Source organism: Streptomyces sp. NPDC005820 (genome assembly GCF_040630255.1).
Lineage (GTDB): Bacteria > Actinomycetota > Actinomycetes > Streptomycetales > Streptomycetaceae > Streptomyces.
Map to the genome: position 1 here is coordinate 14,869 of NZ_JBEXXE010000003.1, position 22,995 is coordinate 37,863.

The 22,995-nt window shown below is 69.6% G+C and carries 12 protein-coding genes; 9 read left to right on the plus strand and 3 right to left on the minus strand.

The genetic code is table 11. The annotated features are described in order from the left end of the window. Positions 1-471 precede the first annotated feature (471 nt). The 4 genes from ABZ464_RS04305 to ABZ464_RS04320 all read left to right on the plus strand — a co-directional run bounded on the left by ABZ464_RS04305 (position 472) and on the right by ABZ464_RS04320 (position 15,166). Positions 472-6,759: a protein kinase gene (locus ABZ464_RS04305; RefSeq protein WP_359270723.1), complete on the plus strand. Its 6,288-nt coding sequence runs from the start codon at positions 472-474 to the stop codon at positions 6,757-6,759. Positions 6,760-6,788: 29 nt separating this feature from the next. Continuing rightward, positions 6,789-9,734, plus strand: coding sequence for a helicase-related protein (locus ABZ464_RS04310; protein ID WP_359270726.1), 2,946 nt, complete (start codon positions 6,789-6,791; stop codon positions 9,732-9,734). After that, positions 9,734-13,810, plus strand: coding sequence for a DNA methyltransferase (locus tag ABZ464_RS04315; RefSeq protein WP_359270729.1), 4,077 nt, complete (start codon positions 9,734-9,736; stop codon positions 13,808-13,810). Before ABZ464_RS04310 ends, ABZ464_RS04315 begins: the two co-directional genes overlap by 1 nt. A gap of 105 nt (positions 13,811-13,915) precedes the next feature. After that, positions 13,916-15,166 (plus strand): hypothetical protein, encoded by a 1,251-nt coding sequence (locus ABZ464_RS04320; protein ID WP_359270732.1) that lies wholly within the window; start codon positions 13,916-13,918, stop codon positions 15,164-15,166. A 64-nt stretch (positions 15,167-15,230) separates the two neighbouring features. Here the strand turns inward: ABZ464_RS04320 and ABZ464_RS04325 are convergent, their stop codons facing one another. Next, the gene (locus ABZ464_RS04325) at positions 15,231-15,419 is read right to left on the minus strand and encodes a DUF397 domain-containing protein (protein WP_359270735.1); all 189 of its coding nucleotides are present in this window, start codon (positions 15,417-15,419) and stop codon (positions 15,231-15,233) included. Continuing rightward, entirely contained in the window at positions 15,416-16,291 is an 876-nt protein-coding gene (locus ABZ464_RS04330) for a helix-turn-helix transcriptional regulator (protein ID WP_359270738.1), read from the minus strand. Before ABZ464_RS04330 ends, ABZ464_RS04325 begins: the two co-directional genes overlap by 4 nt. 165 nt (positions 16,292-16,456) lie before the next feature. Here ABZ464_RS04330 and ABZ464_RS04335 point away from each other — a divergent pair, with 165 nt between their 5' ends. From ABZ464_RS04335 to ABZ464_RS04355, 5 genes are all read left to right on the plus strand, one after another. Continuing rightward, a complete protein-coding gene (locus ABZ464_RS04335) occupies positions 16,457-16,918 on the plus strand; it encodes an ATP-binding protein (protein WP_359270741.1) in 462 nt (153 codons plus the stop codon). A gap of 114 nt (positions 16,919-17,032) precedes the next feature. Beyond that, a complete protein-coding gene (locus ABZ464_RS04340) occupies positions 17,033-18,322 on the plus strand; it encodes a PIN-like domain-containing protein (RefSeq protein WP_359270744.1) in 1,290 nt (429 codons plus the stop codon). 13 nt (positions 18,323-18,335) lie between these two features. Then, positions 18,336-20,633 (plus strand): competence protein CoiA family protein, encoded by a 2,298-nt coding sequence (locus ABZ464_RS04345; protein WP_359270747.1) that lies wholly within the window; start codon positions 18,336-18,338, stop codon positions 20,631-20,633. A gap of 178 nt (positions 20,634-20,811) precedes the next feature. After that, the gene (locus ABZ464_RS04350; RefSeq protein WP_359270750.1) at positions 20,812-21,798 is read left to right on the plus strand and encodes a hypothetical protein; all 987 of its coding nucleotides are present in this window, start codon (positions 20,812-20,814) and stop codon (positions 21,796-21,798) included. Beyond that, positions 21,791-22,222 carry a hypothetical protein gene (locus tag ABZ464_RS04355; RefSeq protein WP_359270753.1) on the plus strand — a complete coding sequence of 144 codons (432 nt, stop codon included), beginning with the start codon at positions 21,791-21,793 and terminating at the stop codon, positions 22,220-22,222. Before ABZ464_RS04350 ends, ABZ464_RS04355 begins: the two co-directional genes overlap by 8 nt. Positions 22,223-22,290: 68 nt before the next feature. Here the strand turns inward: ABZ464_RS04355 and ABZ464_RS04360 are convergent, their stop codons facing one another. Then, positions 22,291-22,971, minus strand: a complete 681-nt coding sequence (locus tag ABZ464_RS04360) for a tellurium resistance protein (protein WP_359270755.1) — start codon at positions 22,969-22,971, stop codon at positions 22,291-22,293. Positions 22,972-22,995 lie beyond the last annotated feature (24 nt).

Here is a 22,995-nt window from a genome sequence, read left to right on the forward strand (position 1 = left end):
GTTTTGTGCAACCTTTTCCACATCCGGAGAGTCCGCGTCTACATGTACGCGGACGTTCCGGACCGGCAGGCCCAATCGGGCCAGCTCGTCCCGCAGCCGGGCAGACTCGGCCTCGCCGAGTCCCAGGGTTCTCACCTGCTGAGCGAAGACCGGCTCGGGCACGGCACCGTTCACGGCCGCGCGCCTCAGCCGATCCAGCAGATCCCCCAGCGCGGCTCTCCATCCGGGCGCACCTGCCGCACCGGTGACGCGATCCTTCACGCCATCCACCCCCCACTCACTTCACGGCGAGATTAGAAGCGTCGCGTTGACGATGTCAACAGATGATTCCCTATCGATTTCTCCCCCGTTCGTGTACCGTGACGACTGCCTCACTGTCCGTTCTGACACCATGGGCCGTGCGGCGGCAGAGCAGGGGGCGCGTTCCGGTTCGCAACCGCGAGAACGCAGGCAGAAGGCAGAGGAGCGGCAGTGAGCCACGAGCTCGTCGACGGCAGATTCCGCATCGGGCGTGTCATCGGCAGGGGCAACATGGGAGAGGTCCACCAGGCCGAGGACCTGCACACTCCCGAGGGGGCGCCCGGGCGGACGGTCGCCGTCAAGACGATCCTGCGGCGCCGCACCGGCATCCAGGTCGACACCACCGGTGACAGCAAGGCCGTGGACCGCTTCCAACGCGAAGTGACCATCATGCGCCTGCTGGATCATCACCCCAACATCACCAGGCTCGTCGCGGGCGGCATCGCCGCAGACCGCGACGGTCTGCCCTACCTGGCGATGGAGTTCCTGGACGGCGAGTCGCTGCGCGACCTCGTCGAGGAGGAGTCACAGCTCCCGATCCCCTGGGCCGCCGCCATCGGTGCCCAGATCGCCGCCGGTCTCGCCGCCGCGCACGCGCAGGGCGTGGTCCACCGCGACCTGAAGCCCGCCAATGTGATGCTCACCCGCGGCGGGGGCACGGTCAAGGTGCTCGACTTCGGCATGGGCAGCATCGTCGACGACCCGGACCAGACCCGTCTGACCAGCACCGGCGTCAGCGTGGGCACGGCCCGCTACATGGCGCCGGAGCAGTGTCAGGCCCGGCAGGTGACGCAGGCCGCCGACCTCTACGCGCTCGGCTGCGTGCTCTACGAGATGCTGGTCGGCGTTCCCCCGTTCACGAGCGAGTCCGCGTACGAGCTCGCCGAACGGCACGTACACCAGGAGCCCAGCCCGGTCCGCGTGATCCGCCCCGAGATCCCGGCCGAGCTCGCCCGCCTCGTGGACCGGCTGCTGGCCAAGGATCCGGCCGACCGTCCGGCCGACGCCGTGACCGTACGGGACGCGCTGCTCCCCCTGGCCACGGTGGCCGACGGCCCGAGCCTGGTGCCCGCGTGGCGTGAGCTGGACCCCACGCTCCCGCTGCGTGCCGCCGCCCCGGCGCCCGCCCCCGCCGCGGAGCAGCCGGCGCCGGTGACCGCGTCCGGTACCGGCATGGACGTCTTCGGCGTCCACCGGGCGCTGATCCGCGACTACCGCTCCTTCACGGAGGGCGGCACGGTCATCCGGGACGAGCGCGTCAAGGCGTACGTCGCGAAGGACCTCGACGACAAGTCCCAGTGGCCGAACCCCTGGCTGTCGCTCAACCCCTTCTTCCAGGGCGGCGGCACGGTGGTCGAGCTCGCCCAGCAGAAGGTGCTGCACCCCGAGTGCGCCCGCATCTTCCAGGCGAGGAAGACCGAGGGGGGCACGGTGTGCGACGGCCGCCCCCTCACGCTGCACCGGCACCAGCGCGACGCCATCGACGCGGCCGCGTCCGGGGCGTCGTACGTCCTGACCACCGGCACCGGGTCCGGCAAGTCGCTCTCCTACATCGTCCCGATCGTCGACAAGGTGCTGCGCGAGCGCGACGAGGAGGGCCCGAGCGCCCCCAAGCGGGTGCGGGCGATCATCGTGTATCCGATGAACGCGCTCGCCAACAGTCAGCTGCGTGAGCTGGAGAAGTTCCTGCGCGACGGCTACGGCGCGGGCCGGGAGCCGGTCACCTTCGCCCGCTACACGGGGCAGGAGGACGACGCGAAGCGCAAGGAGATCCGCGACAACCCGCCGGACATCCTGCTCACCAACTACGTGATGCTGGAGCTGATGCTGACCCGCCCGGCCGACCGGGCGAGCCTCATCCGCATGGCGCGCGGCCTGGAGTTCCTCGTCTTCGACGAACTGCACACCTACCGCGGCCGCCAGGGCGCCGACGTCGCCCTTCTCGTCCGCCGTGTCCGCGAGGCCTGCCAGGCGGAGAACCTCCAGTGCATCGGCACCTCGGCGACCATGTCGACTGAGGGCACGCTGGAGGACCAGCGCCAGGTGGTCGCCGACGTGGCGAGCACGCTCTTCGGTACGAAGGTCCGCCCCGAGCACGTCATCGGGGAGACCCTGGTCCGCGCGACCGGCGAGGCACCCGACACCGTGTCCGCCGGACGTCTCGTCTCTCCCGCCCCCCGCGCCTACGACGATCTCGTCCGCGACCCCCTGGCCCGCTGGGTGGAGGACCGCTTCGGGCTCGTCGAGGACAGGGCCGCGGGCCGCCTCGTACGGCGGCCCCCGGCCCAGGTCGAGGTCGCGGCACGGGAGTTGCACGAGCAGTCGGGCGTCGACGAGGCAACCTGCGCGGAGGCGATCCGCGCCACGCTGGAGGCCGGCTCCCAGGCGCTCAACCCGCGCACCGAACGGCCCTTGTTCGCCTTCCGGCTGCACCAGTTCCTGTCCAAGGGCGACACCGTGTACGTCACCCTCGAGGACAAGTCCTCCCGCCATCTGACCCGCTCCTACCAGCTCGAACAGCCGGGCAGCGGCGGCAAGGTGCTGATGCCCCTGGCGTTCTGCCGGGAGTGCGGCCAGGAGTACCTGACGGTGTGGCGAACCGAGAAGGACGACGCCATCCGCTACGAGGCCCGCCGCGACACCTCGGCGACGGGCGGCCGGCAGGGCGACGGCTATCTGTACGTCGACCACGAACGCGAGTGGCCATCCAATGTGCAGTATGCGGTCGACGATCGACGGTTGCCGGAATCCTGGCTGGAGCTGGACGACAAGGGCCAGGAGGTCCTCAAGCGCGCCTACCGCGACCGGGTGCCGAAGGCCGTCACCGTCGACACCTTCGGCCACGAGGGGCGCGGCGAGCTGAAGGCCGCGTTCATCCCGTCGCCGTTCCTGTTCTGCCTGCACTGCGGTGTGGCGTACGAGCAGACGCGCGGCCGGGACTTCGCCAAACTGGCCACGCTGGACCAGGAGGGCCGCTCCTCCGCGACCTCGCTGGTCTCGGCGTCGATCGTCCGCTCGCTGAAGTCGGTGCCGGAGGAGGCCCTCGACAAGGAAGCGCGCAAGCTCCTCACGTTCGTCGACAACCGGCAGGACGCCTCCCTCCAGGCAGGCCACTTCAACGACTTCGTGCAGATCACCCAGCTGCGCGGGGCGCTGTACCGGGCCGCGCTGGACGCCGGCGAGGAGGGGCTGCACCACGAGGAGCTGGCCGCGTCGGTGACCAACGCGCTGGCCGTCTCCCCCGCCGACTACACCGGCGAGGCCGATCTGCCGCCGTCGCTGGCCCGCAACGCGGCCCGCACCCTGCGGGACGTGGTCGCCTTCCGGCTCTACCTCGACCTCGAGCGCGGCTGGCGCATCACCATGCCCAACCTGGAGCAGACGGGCCTGCTGGAGATCGACTACGAGGACCTGGACTGGGTCGCCGCCAAGCAGGACCGCTGGGAGGGAACCCACCAGGCGCTGCGGGACGCCGACCCGGCGCTGCGGGCGGAGATCACGAAGGCGCTGCTGGACGAGATGCGCCGCTCGCTCGCCATCGACGTGTCGTACTTCCGCGACGACACCTTCGACTCCCTCCAGCGGGCGAGCGAGGAGCGGCTGGTGGACCCGTGGGTGCTGTCCTCTGCCGACAAGCCGCGCGTCGGCACGGCCTACCCGCACCCCTCCCGCCCCGGTATGGACCGCTCCAGCCTGTTCCTCTCCGCGCGGGGCAAGTTCGGCAAGTACCTGCGGCGCGCGGACCGCACCTTCCGCGACCTGGACCAGGACGACCTGCAGCTGATCATCACGGAACTGCTGAAGGTCCTGACCAAGGCCGGCCTGGTGAAGGAGGTGGAAGCGGCCCCGCAGCGCGCCGGACGCTACCGCCGGACGTCGTCGGCCACCGCGACCGGCTACCGGGTGGCCGCCCAGTCGCTGGTGTGGCGGGCCGGCCGGGGCGAGTCGGGCGCGCACGACCCGCTGACCCGCACCTACCAGAGCGGCGACGGCCCGCGCATCAACACGTTCTTCCTCAAGCTGTACCGGGAGACGGCCGACGCGCTGTCCGGCCTGTACGCCCGCGAGCACACCGCCCAGGTGTCCCCGGAGGACCGGGAGGCCCGTGAGGAGGCCTTCCGCAAGGCGGAGCTGAAGCTGCTGTACTGCTCCCCCACCATGGAGCTGGGCGTCGACATCTCCTCGCTCAACGCGGTGATGATGCGCAACGTGCCGCCCACGCCCGCCAACTACGCCCAGCGTTCGGGCCGCGCGGGCCGCAGCGGCCAGCCCGCCCTGGTGACGACGTACTGCGCGACGGGCAACAGCCACGACCAGTACTACTTCCGGCGCTCCGAGCGGATGGTGGCGGGCGCGGTCGCCCCGCCCCGCCTGGACCTCGCCAACGAGGACCTGGTCCTCTCCCACCTCCAGGGCATCTGGATCGCCGAGGCCGGACTGCGCCTGGGCCGCTCCCTCCCCGACGTGCTCGACGTGTCGTACCCGGAGGGCGGCGACCGTCCGGACCCCGCGCTCGCCCTGCTGCCCGACATCCAGGCGGCGGCGCACGACGACGGCGCGCAGCGGCGCACGGTGGACGCGTCCCTCCGCGTCCTCGGCCCTCTCCTGCCGTCGTTCGTCGACACGACGTGGTGGCACGACGACTGGATCCAGGACAAGGTCAGAACCGTGGCGGAGCGGTTCGACCGCGCCTTCGACCGCTGGCGGAGCCTGTTCCGCGCCGCGCTGGACGACCAGTACGTCCAGAACAAGCGCCGCCTGGACTACAGCCTCACCGAGGGCGACCGCAACCGGGCCAACGCCCGCCGCCGTGAGGCCGAGACCCAGCTGAACCTGCTCATGAACGAGAGCGTCGACAGCAAGTCGGTCCTCTCCGACTTCAACCCTTACCGCTACCTGGCCTCGGAGGGCTTCCTCCCCGGCTACAGCTTCCCGCGCCTGCCGCTCGCCGCGTACATCCCGACGATCGGCCGGCGCAGGGGCGACGGCGACTACCTCCAGCGTCCCCGCTTCCTCGCCATCCGCGAGTTCGGTCCCGGTTCGCTCATCTACCACGAGGGCGCCCGCTACCAGGTCACCCGCATCCAGCTGCCGCCGGACTCCTCCGGCGACCTGACCACGGGCGAGGCCCGCCGCTGCCCCCACTGCGGCTACCACCACGAGCCGAAGGACCGCGAGGACCGCTGCGGGTTCTGCGACGAGACGCTCGGCGCGGCGACGTACGGCCTGCTGCAGCTGCACACCGTGTACACCACGCGCCGCGAACGCATCTCCTCGGACGAGGAGGAACGCCGCCGGGCGGGCTTCAGGCTGGAGATGTCGTACCGCTTCCACGACCACGGCATCCGCAAGGGCCGCCTCAACGCGACGATCGCCGACGGCTCCGGCGGGCAGCTCGCCGCGATCGCCTACGGCGACTCCGCGACCGTCCGCATCACCAACACCGGCCGGGTGCGCGCCCGTACGAACGAACCGCCCGGCTACTGGCTGGACCTCGCCGACGGCCGCTGGATGAACGACAAGGACGCCTCCGAGGCGTCCGGCGACTCCAGCGAGCTGCCGGTGGTGGACGCCGACGGCAATGAGCGCCGCCGCAAGAAGCGGGTCATCCCGTACGTGGAGGACCGTCGCAACATCCTCGTCGTCACCCTCGACGAGGCGCTGCCGGAGCCGATCGCGCTGACGCTGATGTACGCGCTGGAGCGGGGCATCGAGGCCGCGTTCGAGCTGGAGGACGCCGAGCTGTCGAGCGAACTGCTGCCGCCGGACGACGGCCCGAGGCGGCGCATCCTCTTCATGGAGGCCGCGGAGGGCGGCGCGGGCGTCCTGCGCCGACTCCAGGCCGAGGACGACGCCCTCGCCAAGGCGGCCCGCCGCGCGCTGGAGATCTGCCACTTCTCGGCCGACGGCAAGGACGAGGGCGGCGAGGAGCACCGCCCGGGGCGGGCCTGCGCGCTCGGCTGCTACGAGTGCCTGCTCACGTACGGCAACCAGCTCGACCACGCCCTGATCAACCGGCACACGGTGGCCGCACTGCTGGTGCGGTTCGCGTCGGCCACGGCGCGGCGGGAGGCACGGGGCGAGTCGCGCTCGGAGCAGTACCGGCGTCTGGTCAGCGACCCGGAGCCGACACCGGTGGAGGAGTCCGCCGCCGAGCTGGCGGCGCAGTGCGACTTCCTGGGCTGGGCGAAGGCACGGGGCCTGCGGCTCCCCGACGAGAAGGACGTCTTCCTGACGGAGGCGAACGCGGCACCGGACTTCGTCTACCGGCTGCCGGGCGCGAACGTCGCGGTCTTCGTCGACGGCCCCGACACCGAGACGACCGCGTTGCGTGACGCCGACGCCGAGGAACGGCTGCTCGACGCCCGGTGGGACTTCGTGCGCTTCGCCCACGGCGCCGACTGGGACGCCGTCGCCGCCGCCCACACCCGCTACTTCGGCTCCCCCGCCACCGACTGACCGACCACCAAGAGGATTTGACGATCGCTATGGCATTCACGTTCTCCGCCGGATCCCTGGTGAAGGCCCGTGGCCGCGAGTGGGTGGTGCTCCCCGAGAGCGAGCCCGACCTGCTCGTCCTGCGCCCGCTCGGCGGCTCGGACGACGACATCGCTGCGGTGTTCCCCTTCGAGCCCGTCGAGGAGGCCCGTTTCGCGCCGCCGGAGCCGGCCGACCTCGGCGATCAGCGGGCGGCCGGCCTGCTGCGCACGGCACTGCGCGTGGGCTTCCGCTCGGGCGCGGGCCCGTTCCGCTCGCTGGCCGGCATCGCGGTGGAGCCGCGCGCCTACCAGCTGGTGCCGCTGCTGATGGCGCTGCGCCAGAAGACGGTGCGCATGCTGATCTCGGACGACGTCGGCATCGGCAAGACGGTCGAGGCGGGCCTGGTCGCGAGCGAGCTGCTGGCGCAGGGCGAGGCGAGCGGCCTGGCGGTGCTGTGCTCCCCGGCCCTGGCCGAGCAGTGGCAGCAGGAACTGCGCAGCAAGTTCGGCATCGACGCGGAGCTGGTGCTGTCCTCGACCGTGTCACGTCTGGAGCGCGGCCTGGACCTCGGACAGTCCCTGTTCGACCGCTACCCGAACGTGATCGTCTCCACGGACTTCATCAAGTCCACGCGCCATCGCGACGACTTCGTACGTCACTGCCCGAACCTGGTGATCGTCGACGAGGCGCACACGTGCGTGGCGGCGGACGACACGTCGGCGAGCGCGCAGAGCCAGCTCCGCTACGAGCTGCTGCGCCGGGTCGCGGCGGACGCCGATCGCCACCTCCTCCTGGTGACGGCGACCCCGCACAGCGGCAAGGAGTCGGCCTTCCGCAACCTCCTCGGCCTGGTCAAGCCGGAGCTGGCGCAGGTGAACCTGGAGTCGGAGGCGGGCAGGAAGCTGCTGGCCCAGCACTTCGTGGCACGCAAGCGGGCGGACGTACGCCAGTACCTGACGAAGGAGGACGGCCTGGCGGACGACTCCCTGGCCGAACGCACGGCCTTCCCCTCCGACCGCTACTTCAAGGACGAGACGTACAAGCTGTCCCCCGACTACCGGGCCCTGCTCGACGACGCGATCGCCTACGCGAGTGAGCGGGTCGAAGAGGCGGGCGGCCAGGGCAGGCGGGAGGCCCGTATCGCCTGGTGGTCGGCGATCGCCCTGCTGCGCTCGCTGGTCTCGTCCCCGGCGGCTGCCGCGCAGACGTTGACGACCCGCTCGGCGGCGGCGATCGCCGCGAGCGCGGAGGAGGCCGACAAGCTGGGCGCCCCCCTCAACAGCGACGCGGCGGACAGCGACGCCATGGAGGGCATGGACGTGGCGCCGGGCGCGGAGACGGACGAGGGGAGGGTGAAGTCCCGCCTGGCCGAACTGGCCGAACGGGCGGAGCGGTTGCGGGGTCCGGAGCAGGATCTGAAGCTGAAGTCCCTGATCAAGCATCTCAAGGCGCTCCTGGCGGACGGCTACAACCCGATCGTCTTCTGCCGCTACATCCCGACGGCCAAGTACCTGGCGGAGCAGCTCGCGAACGACCCGGAGACGAAGAAGCGCGGCCCCCTGGGCGCGAAGACGGTCGTCAAGGCGGTCACCGGCGAGCTGTCGCCGCAGCAGCGCATCGAGCGGATCGAGGCACTGGCGGCGGAGGCCGGCGAGGACGCGGCGGCCCGCCGCGTCCTGATCGCCACGGACTGCCTGTCGGAGGGCGTGAACCTCCAGCACTACTTCGACGCCGTCGTCCACTACGACCTGGCCTGGAACCCGACCCGCCACGACCAGCGCGAGGGCCGCGTCGACCGCTACGGCCAGCGCCGCGACGAGGTCCGCGTCATCACCCTCTACGGCGACGACAACGGCATCGACGGCAAGGTCCTGGAGGTGTTGATCAAGAAGCACCGCCAGATCAAGAAGGACCTCGGCATCTCGGTCTCCGTCCCCGACGAACTGTCGACGGGCGTGACCGACGCGATCGTCGAATGGCTGCTGATGCGCGGCCGCGAGAACGAGGACGCGCTGTTCAGCGCGGACGCGTTCAAGGTGAGCACGACGAAGCTGGACAACGACTGGAACTCTGCGGCGGAGCGCGAGCGGCAGTCCCGCTCCCGGTTCGCCCAGCGTTCCATCCACCCGGAGGAGGTGGCCCGCGAGGTCGCCTCGATCCGGGAGGCGCTGGGTGGCGCGGGCGAGATCCGGACGTTCGTACGGGAGGCGCTGGGGGCGCTGGGCGCGGTGCTGCGGGGCGCCGATGGTGAGTCGGGGAACTTCACGGCGCAGGTGGGCGGCACCCCGGCGGGCCTGCGGGACGCGCTGGCACCGGTGGTGGGGGCGGAGGTCGTGGAGAAGGACCGGGAGATCCCGTTCCGCGGCGACCCGGCGGTGGCGCGCGGCGAGGCGGCACTGGTGCGCACGGACCCGGTGGTGGGCGCACTTGCTTCCCATGTGCTCAACGCCGCGTTGGACACCCAGGCGGAGGGCGCCCGCCCGGCCCGCCGCTGCGGGGTGATCACGACGGACTCGGTGAGCACGCGGACGACGCTGCTGCTGGTCCGCTACCGCTTCCACCTCACGCTGCCGTCCCGGAGCGGCGAGCGGCAGCTGGTGGCGGAGGACGCGCGGCTGCTGGCCTTCGAGGGCGCGCCGAGGAACGGGACGTGGCTGACGCCGGAACAGGCGGCGGGCTTGCTGGAGGCAACGGCGTCGGAGAACACCGACCCGCACTTCGGGGAGCGCACGATGACCCGCATCCTCAGCCAACTGTCCGATGTGGGAGACCACTTGGAGCGGTACGGCGATGAGCTCGCCGCCGACCTGGACGCGGCCCACCGCCGGGTGCGGGCCGCCTCCGGCGAGATCGTCCGGGGTCTGTCGGTCACGGCCCAGAAGCCGGCCGACATCCTCGGCGCCTACGTCTACCTGCCCGCCACCGCCTCTGTCGCCGCTGGAGTGTCCGCCTGATGTCCGCCACCACCCGCAACCAGGTGTTCACCGCCGTCCACACGGTCGGAGGTCTGCTGCCGGCCGACATGCTGGTACGGATCTCCGAGGGCAAGGACGTCCCGGGTTCCAAGCCCGCCGACTACGGCCTGCCGTCGTCCCGTTCGGTACGGGACGAGTCCGAGCGCAGCTGGGAGTATCTCAAGCCGCTGTGGCGCGAGATCCGCAAGCGCCTCCCGGAGGACCGGGAGACGGGCATCCCGGCGAGCGACCCCACCGGGCTCGCGGAGAACGACTGGCTGACCCCGCTCTGGCGCGAACTGGGCTTCGGCCGCCTGACGCAGGTCGGCGCGTCGGGCATCACCGCCGACTCCGACGCGGAGAAGAAGTTCCCGGTCTCGCACCGCTGGCACCACGCCCTGATCCACCAGACGGCGTGGAACGCCGAGTTGGACAAGCGACCGGGCGGCGCGGGCACGGTCCCGCCCCAGTCGATGCTCCAGGAGTGCCTGAACCGTACGGAGGCACACCTGTGGGGCGTCCTGACCAATGGCCGCCAGGTCCGCCTGTTGCGGGACTCCAGCGCGCTCGCCACGGCGTCGTACGTCGAGTTCGACCTCGAGGCGATCTTCGACGGTGAGTTGTTCAGCGAGTTCGTGCTGCTGTACCGGCTGCTGCACGCCTCGCGGTTCGAGGTGGCGGAGGGCGCGGCGCCGTCCTCGTGCTGGCTGGAGAAGTGGCGCACGGAGGCCATCGCCTCGGGCACGCGCGCCCTGGACCAGCTCAGGAAGGGCGTGCAGGAAGCGATCACTTCGCTGGGCACGGGCTTCCTGCGGCACCCGGAGAACACTGCGCTGCGGAAGGACGTCCGCCCGAAGGCCCTCCAAGCTGCGCTGCTGCGCATGGTCTACCGCCTGCTCTTCGTCTTCGTCGCCGAGGACCGTGAGGCGCTGCTGTCGCCGGGGGCGGAATCGCAGGCACGCGAGCGCTACGAGACGTACTTCTCGTCGGCGCGACTACGGGCCCACGCCAGGAAGCGGCGGGGCACGGCTCACGGTGACCTGTACGAGGCCCTGCGGATCGTCCTCACCGCGCTGGGTGACGAGAAGGGCCGCCCGGAGTTGGGCCTGCCCGGCCTCGGCGGTCTCTTCAACGACACGGACGCGGACGCCCCGCTGCGCGACCTGAGGCTCTCCAATGAGGCCCTGCTGACGGCTGTACGACACCTCTCTCAGGTCCGGGACGGGAGCTCGGGCCGCTGGCGGGCGGTGGACTACCGGCACCTCGACGCTGAGGAGCTGGGGTCTGTCTACGAGTCCCTGCTGGAGCTGGAGCCGAAGTACAGCGCGGCCGACCGCACGTTCACGCTGGTGGAGGTGGCTGGCAACACCCGTAAGACGACAGGCAGTTACTACACACCGTCCTCGCTGATCGAATGCCTGCTGGACTCCACGCTGGACCCGGTCATAGGGGATGCAGTGCGGCGCGGTGAGGAGGCGGCGGCGCGTTCGGGGGCCGCCGATCCGGCCGAGGCCATCGTCGACGAGCTGCTCTCCCTGACGGTCTGCGACCCGGCCTGCGGCTCCGGGCACTTCCTGGTGGCGGCGGCCCGCCGCATCGCCAAGCAGGTCGCGGCCGTCCGGGAACGCAACCCCGAGCCCACACTGGACGCGGTGCGCCACGCCCTGCACGAGGTCGTGGCCCGCTGCATCTACGGCGTCGACCTCAACCCCATGGCCGTGGACCTGGCCAGGGTGTCACTGTGGCTCGAGGCACTGGAGCCGGGCAAGCCGCTGAGCTTCCTCGACGCGCACGTCAAGCACGGCAACGGCCTGATCGGCGCCACGCCCAAGCTGCTCCGCGACGGCATCCCCGACGAGGCGTTCATCGCGACCGAGGGCGACGACAAGAAGCACGCGAAAGCCCTGGAGAAGATCAACCAGCAGGAGCGGGTGGGGCAGGGCAGCCTGTTCGACCTGGGCGGGGAGGCGGTCAGCGTCGCCAACACCGTCTTCGCCAGCGGCTTGCGGTCCATCACGCTGGCCCAGGCGGAGGAGCTGACCGACGTACGCCGGCAGGAGGACGCGTACGAGAAGTGGACGGGCTCGTCGGACTACCGGCGTGCGCTGCGTGTCGCCGACGCGTGGTGCGCGGCTTTCGTGTGGTTGAAGACGCCGGAGGCGCCTCGGCCGGTGACGTATGCGGTGTTCAAGGCGCTGGAGGATCCGAGCGGTCAGGGGGTGGCCGCGGAGACCGAGACCGAGATCGGGCGGCTGCGCGGGCAGTTCGCCTTCTTCCACTGGCACCTGGAATTCCCCGAGGTGTTCTCCGTTCCGGAGAACGGCCGGAGTGTGTCGCCGGACACCGGTTGGGCGGGGGGCTTCGACTGTGTCGTGGGGAACCCGCCGTGGGACAGCGTCGACTTCCGCGAGCAGGAGTTCTTCGCCCAGCGGGCACCCGAGATCGCGGAGGCTTCCAGGACCGCCGTACGCAAGAAGATGATCGAGGCGCTCAAGGACTCGCCGGACACGCTTCCGCTCTACGAGGAGTTCGAGGCGGGCAAGCGGAAGGTGTACGCCGAGAGCCACTTCTTGCGGCGGTCGGGCCGGGTTCCGCTGACGGGGCAGGGGAACCTCAACACGTACGCGGTCTTCACGGAGACGGACCGCATACTGCTTGGGCCGGAGGGGCGGGCGGGGGTGATCGTCCCGACGGGGATCGCCACGGACGCGCGGACGCAGCACTTCTCCGGGGATCTGGTGCGGCGGGGGGCGATTGCTGCGCTGTATGACTTCGAGAACGCGGTACCTCTCTTCCCCGGCGTGCACCGCTCGTTCAAGTTCAGCATTCTGTCCATGGTCGGCCGTTCCCTGCGCGAAACGGCGGCTCGATTCGCTTTCTTCCTGCATGACCCGGCTGAACTGGACGACGCGAACAAGGCGTTCACGCTGACGCCGGACGAAATCGCGCTACTCAATCCCAACACGGGCACGCTTCCGGTGTTCAGGTCGAGGCGCGATGCCGAGATCACACTGGTTATGTACAGGCGACTGCCCGTCCTCTGGAAGGACGGTGTCCCCACGGGCAATCCGTGGAATGTACTGCTCTTCGCCATGCTGCACATGAGTCACGACTCGGCTCTCATGCACCCCCGCGATGAACTTGAGGACGACGGCTGGACGCTCGAGGGCAATGTCTTCACCCGGAACGGGGAGCGAATGCTCCCTCTCTACGAGGCGAAGATGCTCCACCACTATGACCATCGCTGGGCCACGTACGACACTTCAGGCGACACCAGATCCCTGTCCATGGAGGAGAAGGACGACGGTGACACTCTGGTTCTGCCCCGGTACTGGGTAGCGGAGGAAGACGCACCGTCCGGCAAGATCGGCAAGGACGGAGAGAAGATCTCCATTCCGGGTGTGCGCACACGCCTCGCCGACAAGGGATGGGACAAGGACTTCCTGCTTGGCTGGCGCGACATCTGTCGAGCCACGGATGAGCGGAGCATGATCAGCTCTCTTATGCCGACAGCCGGTGTCGGCGACACTTTCCTACTGGCGTTCTCACGCTCGCCAGAACTGCTGTGCGCTGCTTGGTCATCGTTCGCATTCGACTATGCGGCGCGACAGAACTTGAGCGGCACCCACCTGAAGTTCTTCACGGTGAAGCAGCTTCCCGTTCCCGCTCCCACTCAACTCTCACCACACGCCGCCATCATCGTCCCCCGACTCCTCGAACTCGCCTACACCACTACCGACATGGCGGGTCTCGCCAAACACCTCGGCGACACCAGCGCCCCCTTCCGATGGGACCAGGACCGCCGTCAACGCATCCGCGCCGAACTCGACGCCCTCTTCTTCCACCTGTACGGCGTATCCCGCGAAGACGTCGACTACATCCTCGACACCTTCCCCATCGTTCGCCGAAAGGACGAGGCCAAGTTCGGCACGTACCGCACCAAGGAACTGATCCTCGCCGAGTACGACCGCATGGCCGCCGCCGGCCTCACCCTGGAGAACCCACTCGTCGAGGGCGAGACCTACACCTCCACCCTCACCCCGCCCCCGGGCCACGGCCCCCGCCACCCCGCCTGACCGCGCCTCGCTCCCCGGGGGCTGATGTCGCGTCTCCACAAAGACACTTGCAAGGTCCAGACGGCGGTCACTGGCCAACCACGACAAACACTTCAGGAGCAGGCGTTGGACAACGAGATCCAGCTGATCAGTGACGGCGATGGACTGGCGGTCATCGGGAATGCGACGGACGTCGAACGCTTCCTCACCTCGGAAGGACTCCCGTCGAAGGACCTCGGGGCGCAACGATTCAAGTCCGTCTTCGGTACCGGGGCCACAGTCGCGCAGGCGGGTTCGGACATTGCCGCCAACTCCGGTCGCTGGGTGAAGCTGACCAAGGAGTCTGCGGAGCGTGTCAAGAAGTTCGGGCTGATGGAAAGCAAGACCCCAGGAATCAGCCACGCGATGATAGGGAAACCCGGCTCGATCAAGAATTGGCTTCAGATCGAGAAGGGGGCCGGCTCGTTCCTGACCAACCCCGCACGTCTGGCTGGTGCCGCAGGGCTCATGGCACAGCTCTCGATGCAGCAGACCATGGATGAGATCACCGACTACCTCGCCACGATCGACGAGAAGGTCGACGACGTGCTCCGCTCCCAGAAGGATGCTGTGCTGTCCCGCATGATCGGAATGGACCTCGTGATCGAGGAGACCATGACCATCCGAGAGCAGGTGGGTCGAGTCTCCGAGGTCACGTGGTCCAAAGTGCAGGCCGCGCCGACGACGATAGCGGAGACCCAGGCGTACGCATTGCGTCAACTCGACGCTCTCGCGGAGAAGTTGGAAAACCAACCCAAGATCGGCGATCTCGCCACGAAGGTCAAGGAAGTCGAGCCCAAGGTTCGGGAGTGGCTCGCTGTTCTGGCTCGCTGCTTCCAACTTCAGGACGCGATCGCCGTGCTCGAACTCGACCGGGTGCTGGACGCGCATCCGGATCAGCTGGATCAGCACCGCCTCGGGCTTCGGGCCGCCCGACAGAACCGGCTGGATCTCATCTCGCGGAGCACCGAGCGCTTGGTGGCCCGAATGAAAGCGGCTGCCGCCGCAGCCAACTCGAAGGTGCTGCTACACCCGACCAAATCTCCGGTTGTGGTGCAGTCGAGCAATCACGTGGTGACCGGCGTCCATGCCTTCCACGAGCGGCTCGGGATCGAGTCCGGTCGGCAGTCGTCGGAGGCAAGACGATGGGGGGAAGCGGCGACGGAGGTGAAGGACAAGGCGCTTGAGACTGGAGCGAAGGGCGTCAGTGCCGCCAGAAGCCTCGGCAGCGTGACCCTCGACCGGGCCAGTTCGGTCAAGGGCAGGCTCTCCAGCGAGATCGCCGAGCGAGCCCACCGCCTGCGCAGGGACGAAAAAGAACGTGCCGAGGAAGGCTGAGTGAGCGTCAAGTGCCCACACCGTGGGGCGAGCCATCAACCGCGCGCCCCACGGCTGGCCTCTGTCAGTCCCGCGCCGCCGCGAATCCCACGAACCGCGACCACTCCTCACGCCCGATGGCGAAGTGAGGGCGCGTCACATCCTTGGAGTCCCGGACGCAGACGGCCTGTTCGGTGAGGGCGACCTCAACACAGTCGTCACCCGAGCTGCCGCTGTAGCTGGACTTAAACCAGGCGAGTTGCGTCATGCTCATAGCTCTCCTCGGAGTCTCTCCAACAGACCCCGCGAGTCCTTAGGGTTCAGGGCCTGCGAGCGCAGTGTGTCATAGCGCTGGTGGAGGACCCTCACCTCTTTCGGGTCGGAGATCAGCCGACCGTTCTCCTGCCCTTCGCAGTACGCCAGCCCCTGGCCTTTCGGCGTCTCAAGCAGTCGTACAGGACCGTCCAGACAGGCGTGAAACTCTGCCTCCATCGGCATGAGTTGCAAGGTCACGTTGCGGCAACCCGTTCGCTCAAGGACGTGATCCAACTGACCCCGGAGCACATCCGCACCACCCAGTCTGCGCCGGAAGACACCTTCCTCCACGATGAAGTGGAACGGCACGGTGGGCCGCTCGTACAGCATTCTCTGCCGCTCGCGCCGCGCCTCCACCTGGGCCTCCAACTGCTCGTCCGTGAGCAGCGGAAGACGGTTCTCGAACAAGGCCCGCGCATACCCCTCCGACTGCAACAACCCCGGCACCAGCCTGCACTCATACGTACACAAACTCACCGCCTCCCGCTCCAGCCGAGCCCACCGCCGGAACCAGGCCGCCAGCCCGACATCCCCCCGCCCCCGCGTCACGTACCTGGAGCCCCTCCGCAGCGCGCCGGTGTTCCCCAACACCTCCTCCGCCCGCTCCACGAACGCCAGATCCGGCATTCGCCGCCCCAACTCCACCGACTCCACAGTGTGTTTGGAGAACCGGACCAGGTCCGCGAACTCGGCCCTGCTGTACCCCGCGTGCTCCCGCAGCGCCTGCGCGACCGCCCCGAAGGTCCGCAGGCTGTCCGAGGGATCTGGCTCGCGGTCGATCTCGCCGCCCGTCAGGTCGTGGTCGCTCTCCGTGCCGCCGCCGTCGGTCATCCGCGGCCACCTCCGTGTTCGTACGTGCTTCGTGGCCCCCACGCCCCGACAGCACCCAGGGTGACGGAAAGACCCCCGTACCGTCCACGGAATGTGCCCGTACGCTGACGCAGCGTACGTATCCAACAGCCCCGCGACACCTCTCGCACCCACCACCATGGCCCCATGAACGTGCCCCTCCCCCAACTCTTCTCGCCCGCACACACATTCGCCCAGCCGCTGTCCGCCACCCGACGCGCGGCCCGGCTCGCCCGCCTCCTCACCACCCGACAGCTCGAGGTCTGGCAGCTGTCACCCGCCGTGACCGACCGAGCCGAGCAGATCGTCGCCGAACTCGCGGCCAACGCCGTCCTCCACGGCCGCGTCCAAGGGCGCGACTTCCGCCTCGCCCTCACGCTCCACCCGGAGGCCGGCGTCCTGCGGATCGCCGTCAGCGACGCCCGCCCGGACCGCTTCCCCCTCGTCCCGGGAGACGTACCGCCCCTCCCCGACGCGGAGTCGGGCCGAGGCCTCCTCCTCGTCACCGCCCTCGCCGACCGCTGGGGAATGGACCTCTCCACCCCTCCCCTCAAGACGGTCTGGGCGGAACTCGACTGCCACCCTCCCCGCTCCCACGATCACCATTGATCGCGAAAAGTCCCCAGTTCACTGCCTCCCGGCACCCCTGAAGCGCTAGGGTCACCACGCACGCACCGGTGAGCGAACGTAGGTCCGGCGCACGAGTGACCGACGGGGGCAGCGGTGACCGAGACGACGCCTGGCGCGGACGACGTCCGTGGCCTCTTCGACGACTTCGGGGCTTTCCGGACCCCGACCGCCGAAGACTTCACAGCCGTACTGACGGGCGGCCTCGTCGCCCCGGACGCCAATGTCCTGCTCAACCTCTACCGGTACACCGAACAGGCACGGACCGACCTCCTCCAGGCGCTCGGCGCACTGGACGACCGGCTCTGGGTCCCCCACCAGGTACTCGTGGAGTTCTGGCGGAACCGGGAAGGAACCATCGGCGACGCGCGCTCGACCGGGACGAAGGCCGCGGAGGACATGGCCGGGCATGTGGCTCAGGCGGTGAAGACCCTGCGCACCTGGGCCAACCATGTCGCCCTGCCCGACGCGGAGTTCGACCGGCTTCGCACCCAGCTCTCCGAGGTGTTCGACGACGTCCAGGAGACGATCGTCAACGTCGGTGAGGGTGAGTGGCAGAACATCACGCCCGACACGAGCACCGACCCGGTGATCGCCCGCCTGGAGCCCGCGCTGGCGGGCCGCGCCGGGGCTCCCCTCGGTTCGGAGGACCACGACAAGGCCGTGAAGGAAGGGATGCGCCGGGTCGAGAAGCGCATTCCCCCGGGCTACATGGACCGGAGCAAGGACGGAGACGGGGCGTCCGGCGACTTCCTCGTCTGGGAGCAGATCCTCCGGGAGGCCGCCCACCGCAAGTGCGACGTGCTGTTCGTGACCGCGGACGGCAAGGAGGACTGGTGGCGGAAGGAGCGGGGCTTCAGTCGTGGACCCCGGCCGGAACTCACCGCGGAGCTCAAGGCACGCGGCGGTGGCCGACTCCTCATGCTCACTCCCAAGCGCTTCCTCGAAGTCGCCGCGCCGATCCTGAAGTTCAACCTGCGGGAGGGGTCGGTCGAGGACATCGAACGGGTCGAGCGGATCGGGACGGAGGACAAGTACGGCGGCTGGTCCGCCGCGGCACTGCACGAACTCTTCGACCGCCTGGCGTACGAGGGCTACCAGAACCGTGTCGACGTCATCAGGTACGCCGCCGAGATGAACGGCTTCGCGAGCGCCCTGAGCGTCTACGAGATCTGCGACTACGACGACGACCGCACCCTCAGGGGCTTCACCCGTCCGGTCAAGCGCATCGCCGGCCAGCTCCGTCAGCTCGGGAAGATTCCCGAGTCCGCGGTCTCCGTCCTGGAAACCCAGTACGAGCCGGGCGAGATGAAGGCCTCCGGATTCTCCGTCGACCCCCTCCTCGTGCCCTTGGTCAACGAGCTGACGGACGACGCCGAGGACTGACGCGAGGACACCCATGCCGTTCGAGGACGAGGACACGCGCAAAGTCCAGACCGCCGTCATCGGCCGGGCCGAATCCGACTGGCCCGTCTTCCTGCCGTACGACCACGACGACTTCGACCGCTTCATGCGCGGCCGGACCCGCGACGACTTCTACTGCGGCGTCCTGCTGGGCGGCTGCGGCAAGAAGCTGACTCCGAAGCGGTACACGGAGAAGAAGTGCCACTTCGCGCACCGGCCGCCCGTGCACTGCCGCCGCACGGAGACCGGTGAGGCCAGCGCCGACCACCTCTATATCGGGCAGGCGCTGCGGCGCTGGCTGCTGCGGCAGGGGTATCAGGACGCCGAGATCACGTACCTGGACCCCGGCTCGGTGCACGGTGGAGCTGTCGAGGTCCGGTTCGGTGAGGGCCGGTCCCGGCTCGTCCGGGTCCAGTTGGCCCGCCTCTCCCTCCGCGAGTGGCAGGAGACCCGCGAACGCCTCGCCGACCGGCACACCCACGTCCACTGGGCGTACGGACCGTACTGCGGGCTCTCGCACAACGAGGTGGACGCCGCCGGGCACGCCATCCGCATCTCCTGCCGCACCGAGGGCGAGACCCGCGAGGTGTACGTCGGCACGCAGTACCCGGACAACAGCCTCGCCTGGTCGGCCCTCACCGAGTGCCGCCTGTCGGACGTGGGGATCATCACGCCCCGCCTCGACGCCGAACCGCCCGCGAGCAGCACCCCCGTTCCCGCCCCTGCGCCCGTGGCCTTCCCGCTGGCTCCAGGCACCCTCGCCTTCACCGCGGCGACCGAACTCCCGGCACCGCGTCCCGACCCGGACGGCACCGCCGTACGCCTCTACGAGGCCGACCTCCAGCCGATCGGCTCGGCAGTCGTCCGGGCCCGGATCGCCCTGCCGCACGCCCATCCCGCCCCTCCTCCCCACCAACTGCACGTCATCTACTCCTCAGCGCGTCTGCTGCCGCTCACCGAAGCGGCTCCCTCCGGGCCCGCCTGGCTCATCCGCGCCGACGGCGCCTCGCCCCTGCCCCAGCAGACCGACTCACGCTGGCCGGACCTGCGCCCCGGATCTCCGCCGCCCGAGCCGGCTCCACCAACCCCCACGGCGACCGGACCGGCCGCCTCGACACCCCGCCCGCTCCCCCTCGGTGAGGCCGAGACGATCCATGTCTTCCGCTCAAGGCTCGGCGTCGTCGCCCGTGCCCGCGGCCTCATCAGCTGGGAGACGCTCGTCGGCCACGCGGGAGCGGCACCCGTCGGCATCACACCGGAGGAACGCGTCCGCCTGCTCATCGCGGTGGACCACCCCCGAGCCGACGGCAAGCCCGTGCTGTCGGCCCTCGTCACACCTGACCTCGCCCCAGCCGCACCCGCCCCGTACTTCGCTGAGGTCCTCGCCGGCCTCGGCTGGAGATCCGACCTGTCCGAGTCGAAGGTGGCGGAGATCTGGGAGCGCGAGCGAACGACCGCCTACTCCCTCGCGCCGGCGGCCGAAGCCGCAACCGCTGCGACACAGAACGAGGCGCGGCTCGTGGCCCGGTTCCGCGAGCATCTGGAACACGTCGCCAAGGCACACGGCATCATCAAGTGGTCGACCCTGCTCAAGAAGCAGCACATCTCGCCGTCCACGCTGTCGGACCAGGACCGGGTTCGACTGCTGGCCGCTGTGGACAGGTCCTACGTTCCCGGCCGACGGATGTTGTCGGCCCTGGTGAAGGCGGACGGCCAGACTCCGGGCCCGGCCCCGTTCTTCGGCGACGTGCTGGCCGAGTTGGGCTGGAAGCCCGATGCTGCCACCCCGACCGTGGAGGCGGCCTGGCGGGCCGCCGTGGACCGCGCCCACGCGCGGGGCACACGAGCCGTACCCGCTGTCGGCAGCGCTGCCGCCGATCGCCCCACCGAGGAGGACCGCGTGCGCTGGTCCAAGCTCGGGACCACCAAGAAAGCCGTGGTCGTGGCCGTTCGGCGGGCGCTGATCGACGCCGCCCGGCGGCAGGTCTGCGTGGGCTGGCACACGCTCGCCGCTGCCGCCCGGCTCAAGCCGACGGACCTCACCGACCGGACCAGGGAAGCGATCCTCGTGGCGGTCGACAGCCCGCCCACCTATGGGGTTCTGCTCTCCTCCCTCGTGGTCGCCTCCGAGCACACACCCGTGCCGTACTTCGACGCCATCCTCAAACGCCTCGGACGGCCCCACGGCCTGCGCCCCATCGAGCTGGGCCAGCTCCGAAAGGCGGAACAAGCCCGAGCGTTCGCGGCGTACAGCGCTGCTGCCGGCACTGACGGTTCGAAGGAGCGAACATAAGATCGAACCGCCACCGAATTACATCCTGTTGACAGCGCTAACAAGCTGTCGCCATGCTTGAAGTGCCAACAAGGCGCATCAGGAGCACGCCTGGCCCCTTTCGCCGCGCCCAGCAACGGGTATTGACGGTTGAACCCACTGGTTCACACAGGGGCATTGAGGCACCAAGGGGGAGACCGTGCCCATCTTCATACCATTCATACTCATCGGTGTCGGTGTGGCGACCGGCGGTAGCGGGGCCGTCCTCGGCGGCAAAGGCGCCCACGACATCAAGCGTTCGAAGGGCCGGCTCAAGGAGGCGAGCCAGTGCTACGAGCGACGCCGAGTCCAGACCGAGGACGCACTGGCAGCGACGAACACCGTCCTCGAGGCACTGGGGCAGCAGCAGAGGCAGGCGCGCCTCGATGTCGTCGCACGCATGGTCGACTTTCTGCGTCGTCACGAGCGACAGGTACGCGAGAGCGAGCGGCTGCTGGTGGAGGGCATCGACGCCACCATGACCAAGATCCCCGGACTTCGCGGCCTCGACGTGGACGCGGTGGCATGGATCGGCGGGGCTCTCGGATCCGCGGCGGCGGGAGCGGGCGCGGGCGCCGGGATCACGGCGGCAGCGAGCACCTTCGGGGTCGCGAGCACCGGAGCTGCGATCTCCGGCCTGGCGGGCGCCGCGGCCGAGAGCGCGACCCTCGCTCTCCTGGGTGGTGGGACGCTGGCATCGGGTGGCGGCGGGATGGCCCTGGGGGCCACGGCGCTCAACTTCGTCACCATCGGTCCCGCGCTGCTCGTCGGTGGACTGGTCCTCAAGGGCCAAGGAACGAAGGCGATCACCCAGGCGAGGGAGTTCGAGGCGAAGGTCGCCGTGGCGATCGCCGAGCTGGACGAGACTGACACCCGCCTGAAGGGCGTCGACGCCCGCGCCGCGGAGCTGCGTGAGCTTCTCACGGACCTCACCTCCCGAGCGCTCGAGGCGCTGGAGCTTCTGGAGTCCGAGCCGTTCGATCCGCCGAGGCACGCCGCGCGCTTCCAGCGGGCCATGGCACTGGTCATGGCGGTCCGCGACGTGGCGGCGACTCCGATCGTCGACGCCGAAGGCGAGTTGGACGAACGCAGCGCGAACCTCACCATCAGGTACAGCCCGTTGACCGAAGGAACTCAGAATGCCTGACCGACCCAAGGTGCATGTAGGCAAGGTCGTCAGCGCGGCCAAGAGCTCCGTTCAGGCGATGGACGGCTTCGCCGCGCTGAACCAGATCGTCGAAGCCGCCCGTGAGTGCATCCACATCCACGAGGTCGAGAGCACCAAGAGAGCCCGGCTGGAGGCCTACGAAGCCACGGAGGTCGCTCGGATCCGGGCCGCCGAAGCCGTCCTCAAGGACTACTTCACACAGGCATTCGCGGAGCGGCGCAACGTCTTCGAGGAGATGTTCGCCCGGCTGGACAGGGCGCTCGACGAGGGCAACGGCGAAGTGCTGAACACCGTCGTACGTGGGATCGTCGACATCGCCAAGAGCTCGCCGCTCGCGGACATCGGAGACCTCTCCCAGGTCCGGGCGGCCCTGGACGACCCGGATCAAGTGTGGGAACTCTGACCGCTACACGTTGAGAAGGGCGCGCCTTCCGGGGACCGGACTCCTCATCAGCAAGCGAACCGCCCCCCTCACAGAGGAGGCTTGACCCCGGGCACCCACTCGAAGCCGAAGCCGTACGCCTGGTCGATGAGCTGCTGGTTCGACGACCAGGGTGTGGCGGTGAACCAGCGGACCTCACGGCGGAGGTCGAGCGTGTCGCGCCCCGGGGTCAGCAGGGCGATCGCGCACGAGGTGGCCCCGGGCGGGGAGTCGTCGAGGTGGATCCGCCAAGTGCCGCTCGGCGCACTGATGGTGACGACGCCGCCGAGCGTCCGAAAGTCTGCGGCACCCTCGTAGATGTAGACGTGGACGAGGAGCTTCGCGAACTGACGCCGGTGCTCCAGGTTGATCCGCAGGGTCTCCCCGTCCGAGGTCTCGCCGGTCCGGTCGTCCTGGTCGAGGCTGACGTAGGGCCAGGCGTCGAGGTCGCCGAACACCGCTCCGAGCGGCTGCACCGCCGCACCCATGCCGTCGTGGGTGAGAACCATGCAGCCCAGGTCGAGGTCGGCCTCGGAGGCGACCGACCAGTTGAGGTTCACCTGGAGGACACCCCGCCCCGCGATCTCGGCGCGCGGCGTCTGCCGGGTGAGCTCGACCGTACCCGTACCCGTGCGCGGCGCCGGCTCCCGCGCCGTCCGCCTCCCGGACTCGACGGGAGACCCGCCTCCGGTCAGCTGGATGACACCCCGTCGCCTGCCGTCACCGCTCAAGAAAGCCCCTTGATTCAGCCCTTC

Excerpts from the sequence above, each read along its gene's own strand:
- ABZ464_RS04310 (WP_359270726.1), top strand. The coding sequence starts at position 6,789 with ATGGCATTCACGTTCTCCGCCGGATCCCTGGTGAAGGCCCGTGGCCGC.
- ABZ464_RS04315 (WP_359270729.1), top strand. The coding sequence starts at position 9,734 with ATGTCCGCCACCACCCGCAACCAGGTGTTCACCGCCGTCCACACGGTC.
- ABZ464_RS04355 (WP_359270753.1), top strand. The coding sequence starts at position 21,791 with ATGCCTGACCGACCCAAGGTGCATGTAGGCAAGGTCGTCAGCGCGGCC.
- ABZ464_RS04325 (WP_359270735.1), bottom strand. The coding sequence starts at position 15,419 with ATGAGCATGACGCAACTCGCCTGGTTTAAGTCCAGCTACAGCGGCAGC.
- ABZ464_RS04345 (WP_359270747.1), top strand. The coding sequence starts at position 18,336 with ATGCCGTTCGAGGACGAGGACACGCGCAAAGTCCAGACCGCCGTCATC.
- ABZ464_RS04330 (WP_359270738.1), bottom strand. The coding sequence starts at position 16,291 with ATGACCGACGGCGGCGGCACGGAGAGCGACCACGACCTGACGGGCGGC.
- ABZ464_RS04335 (WP_359270741.1), top strand. The coding sequence starts at position 16,457 with ATGAACGTGCCCCTCCCCCAACTCTTCTCGCCCGCACACACATTCGCC.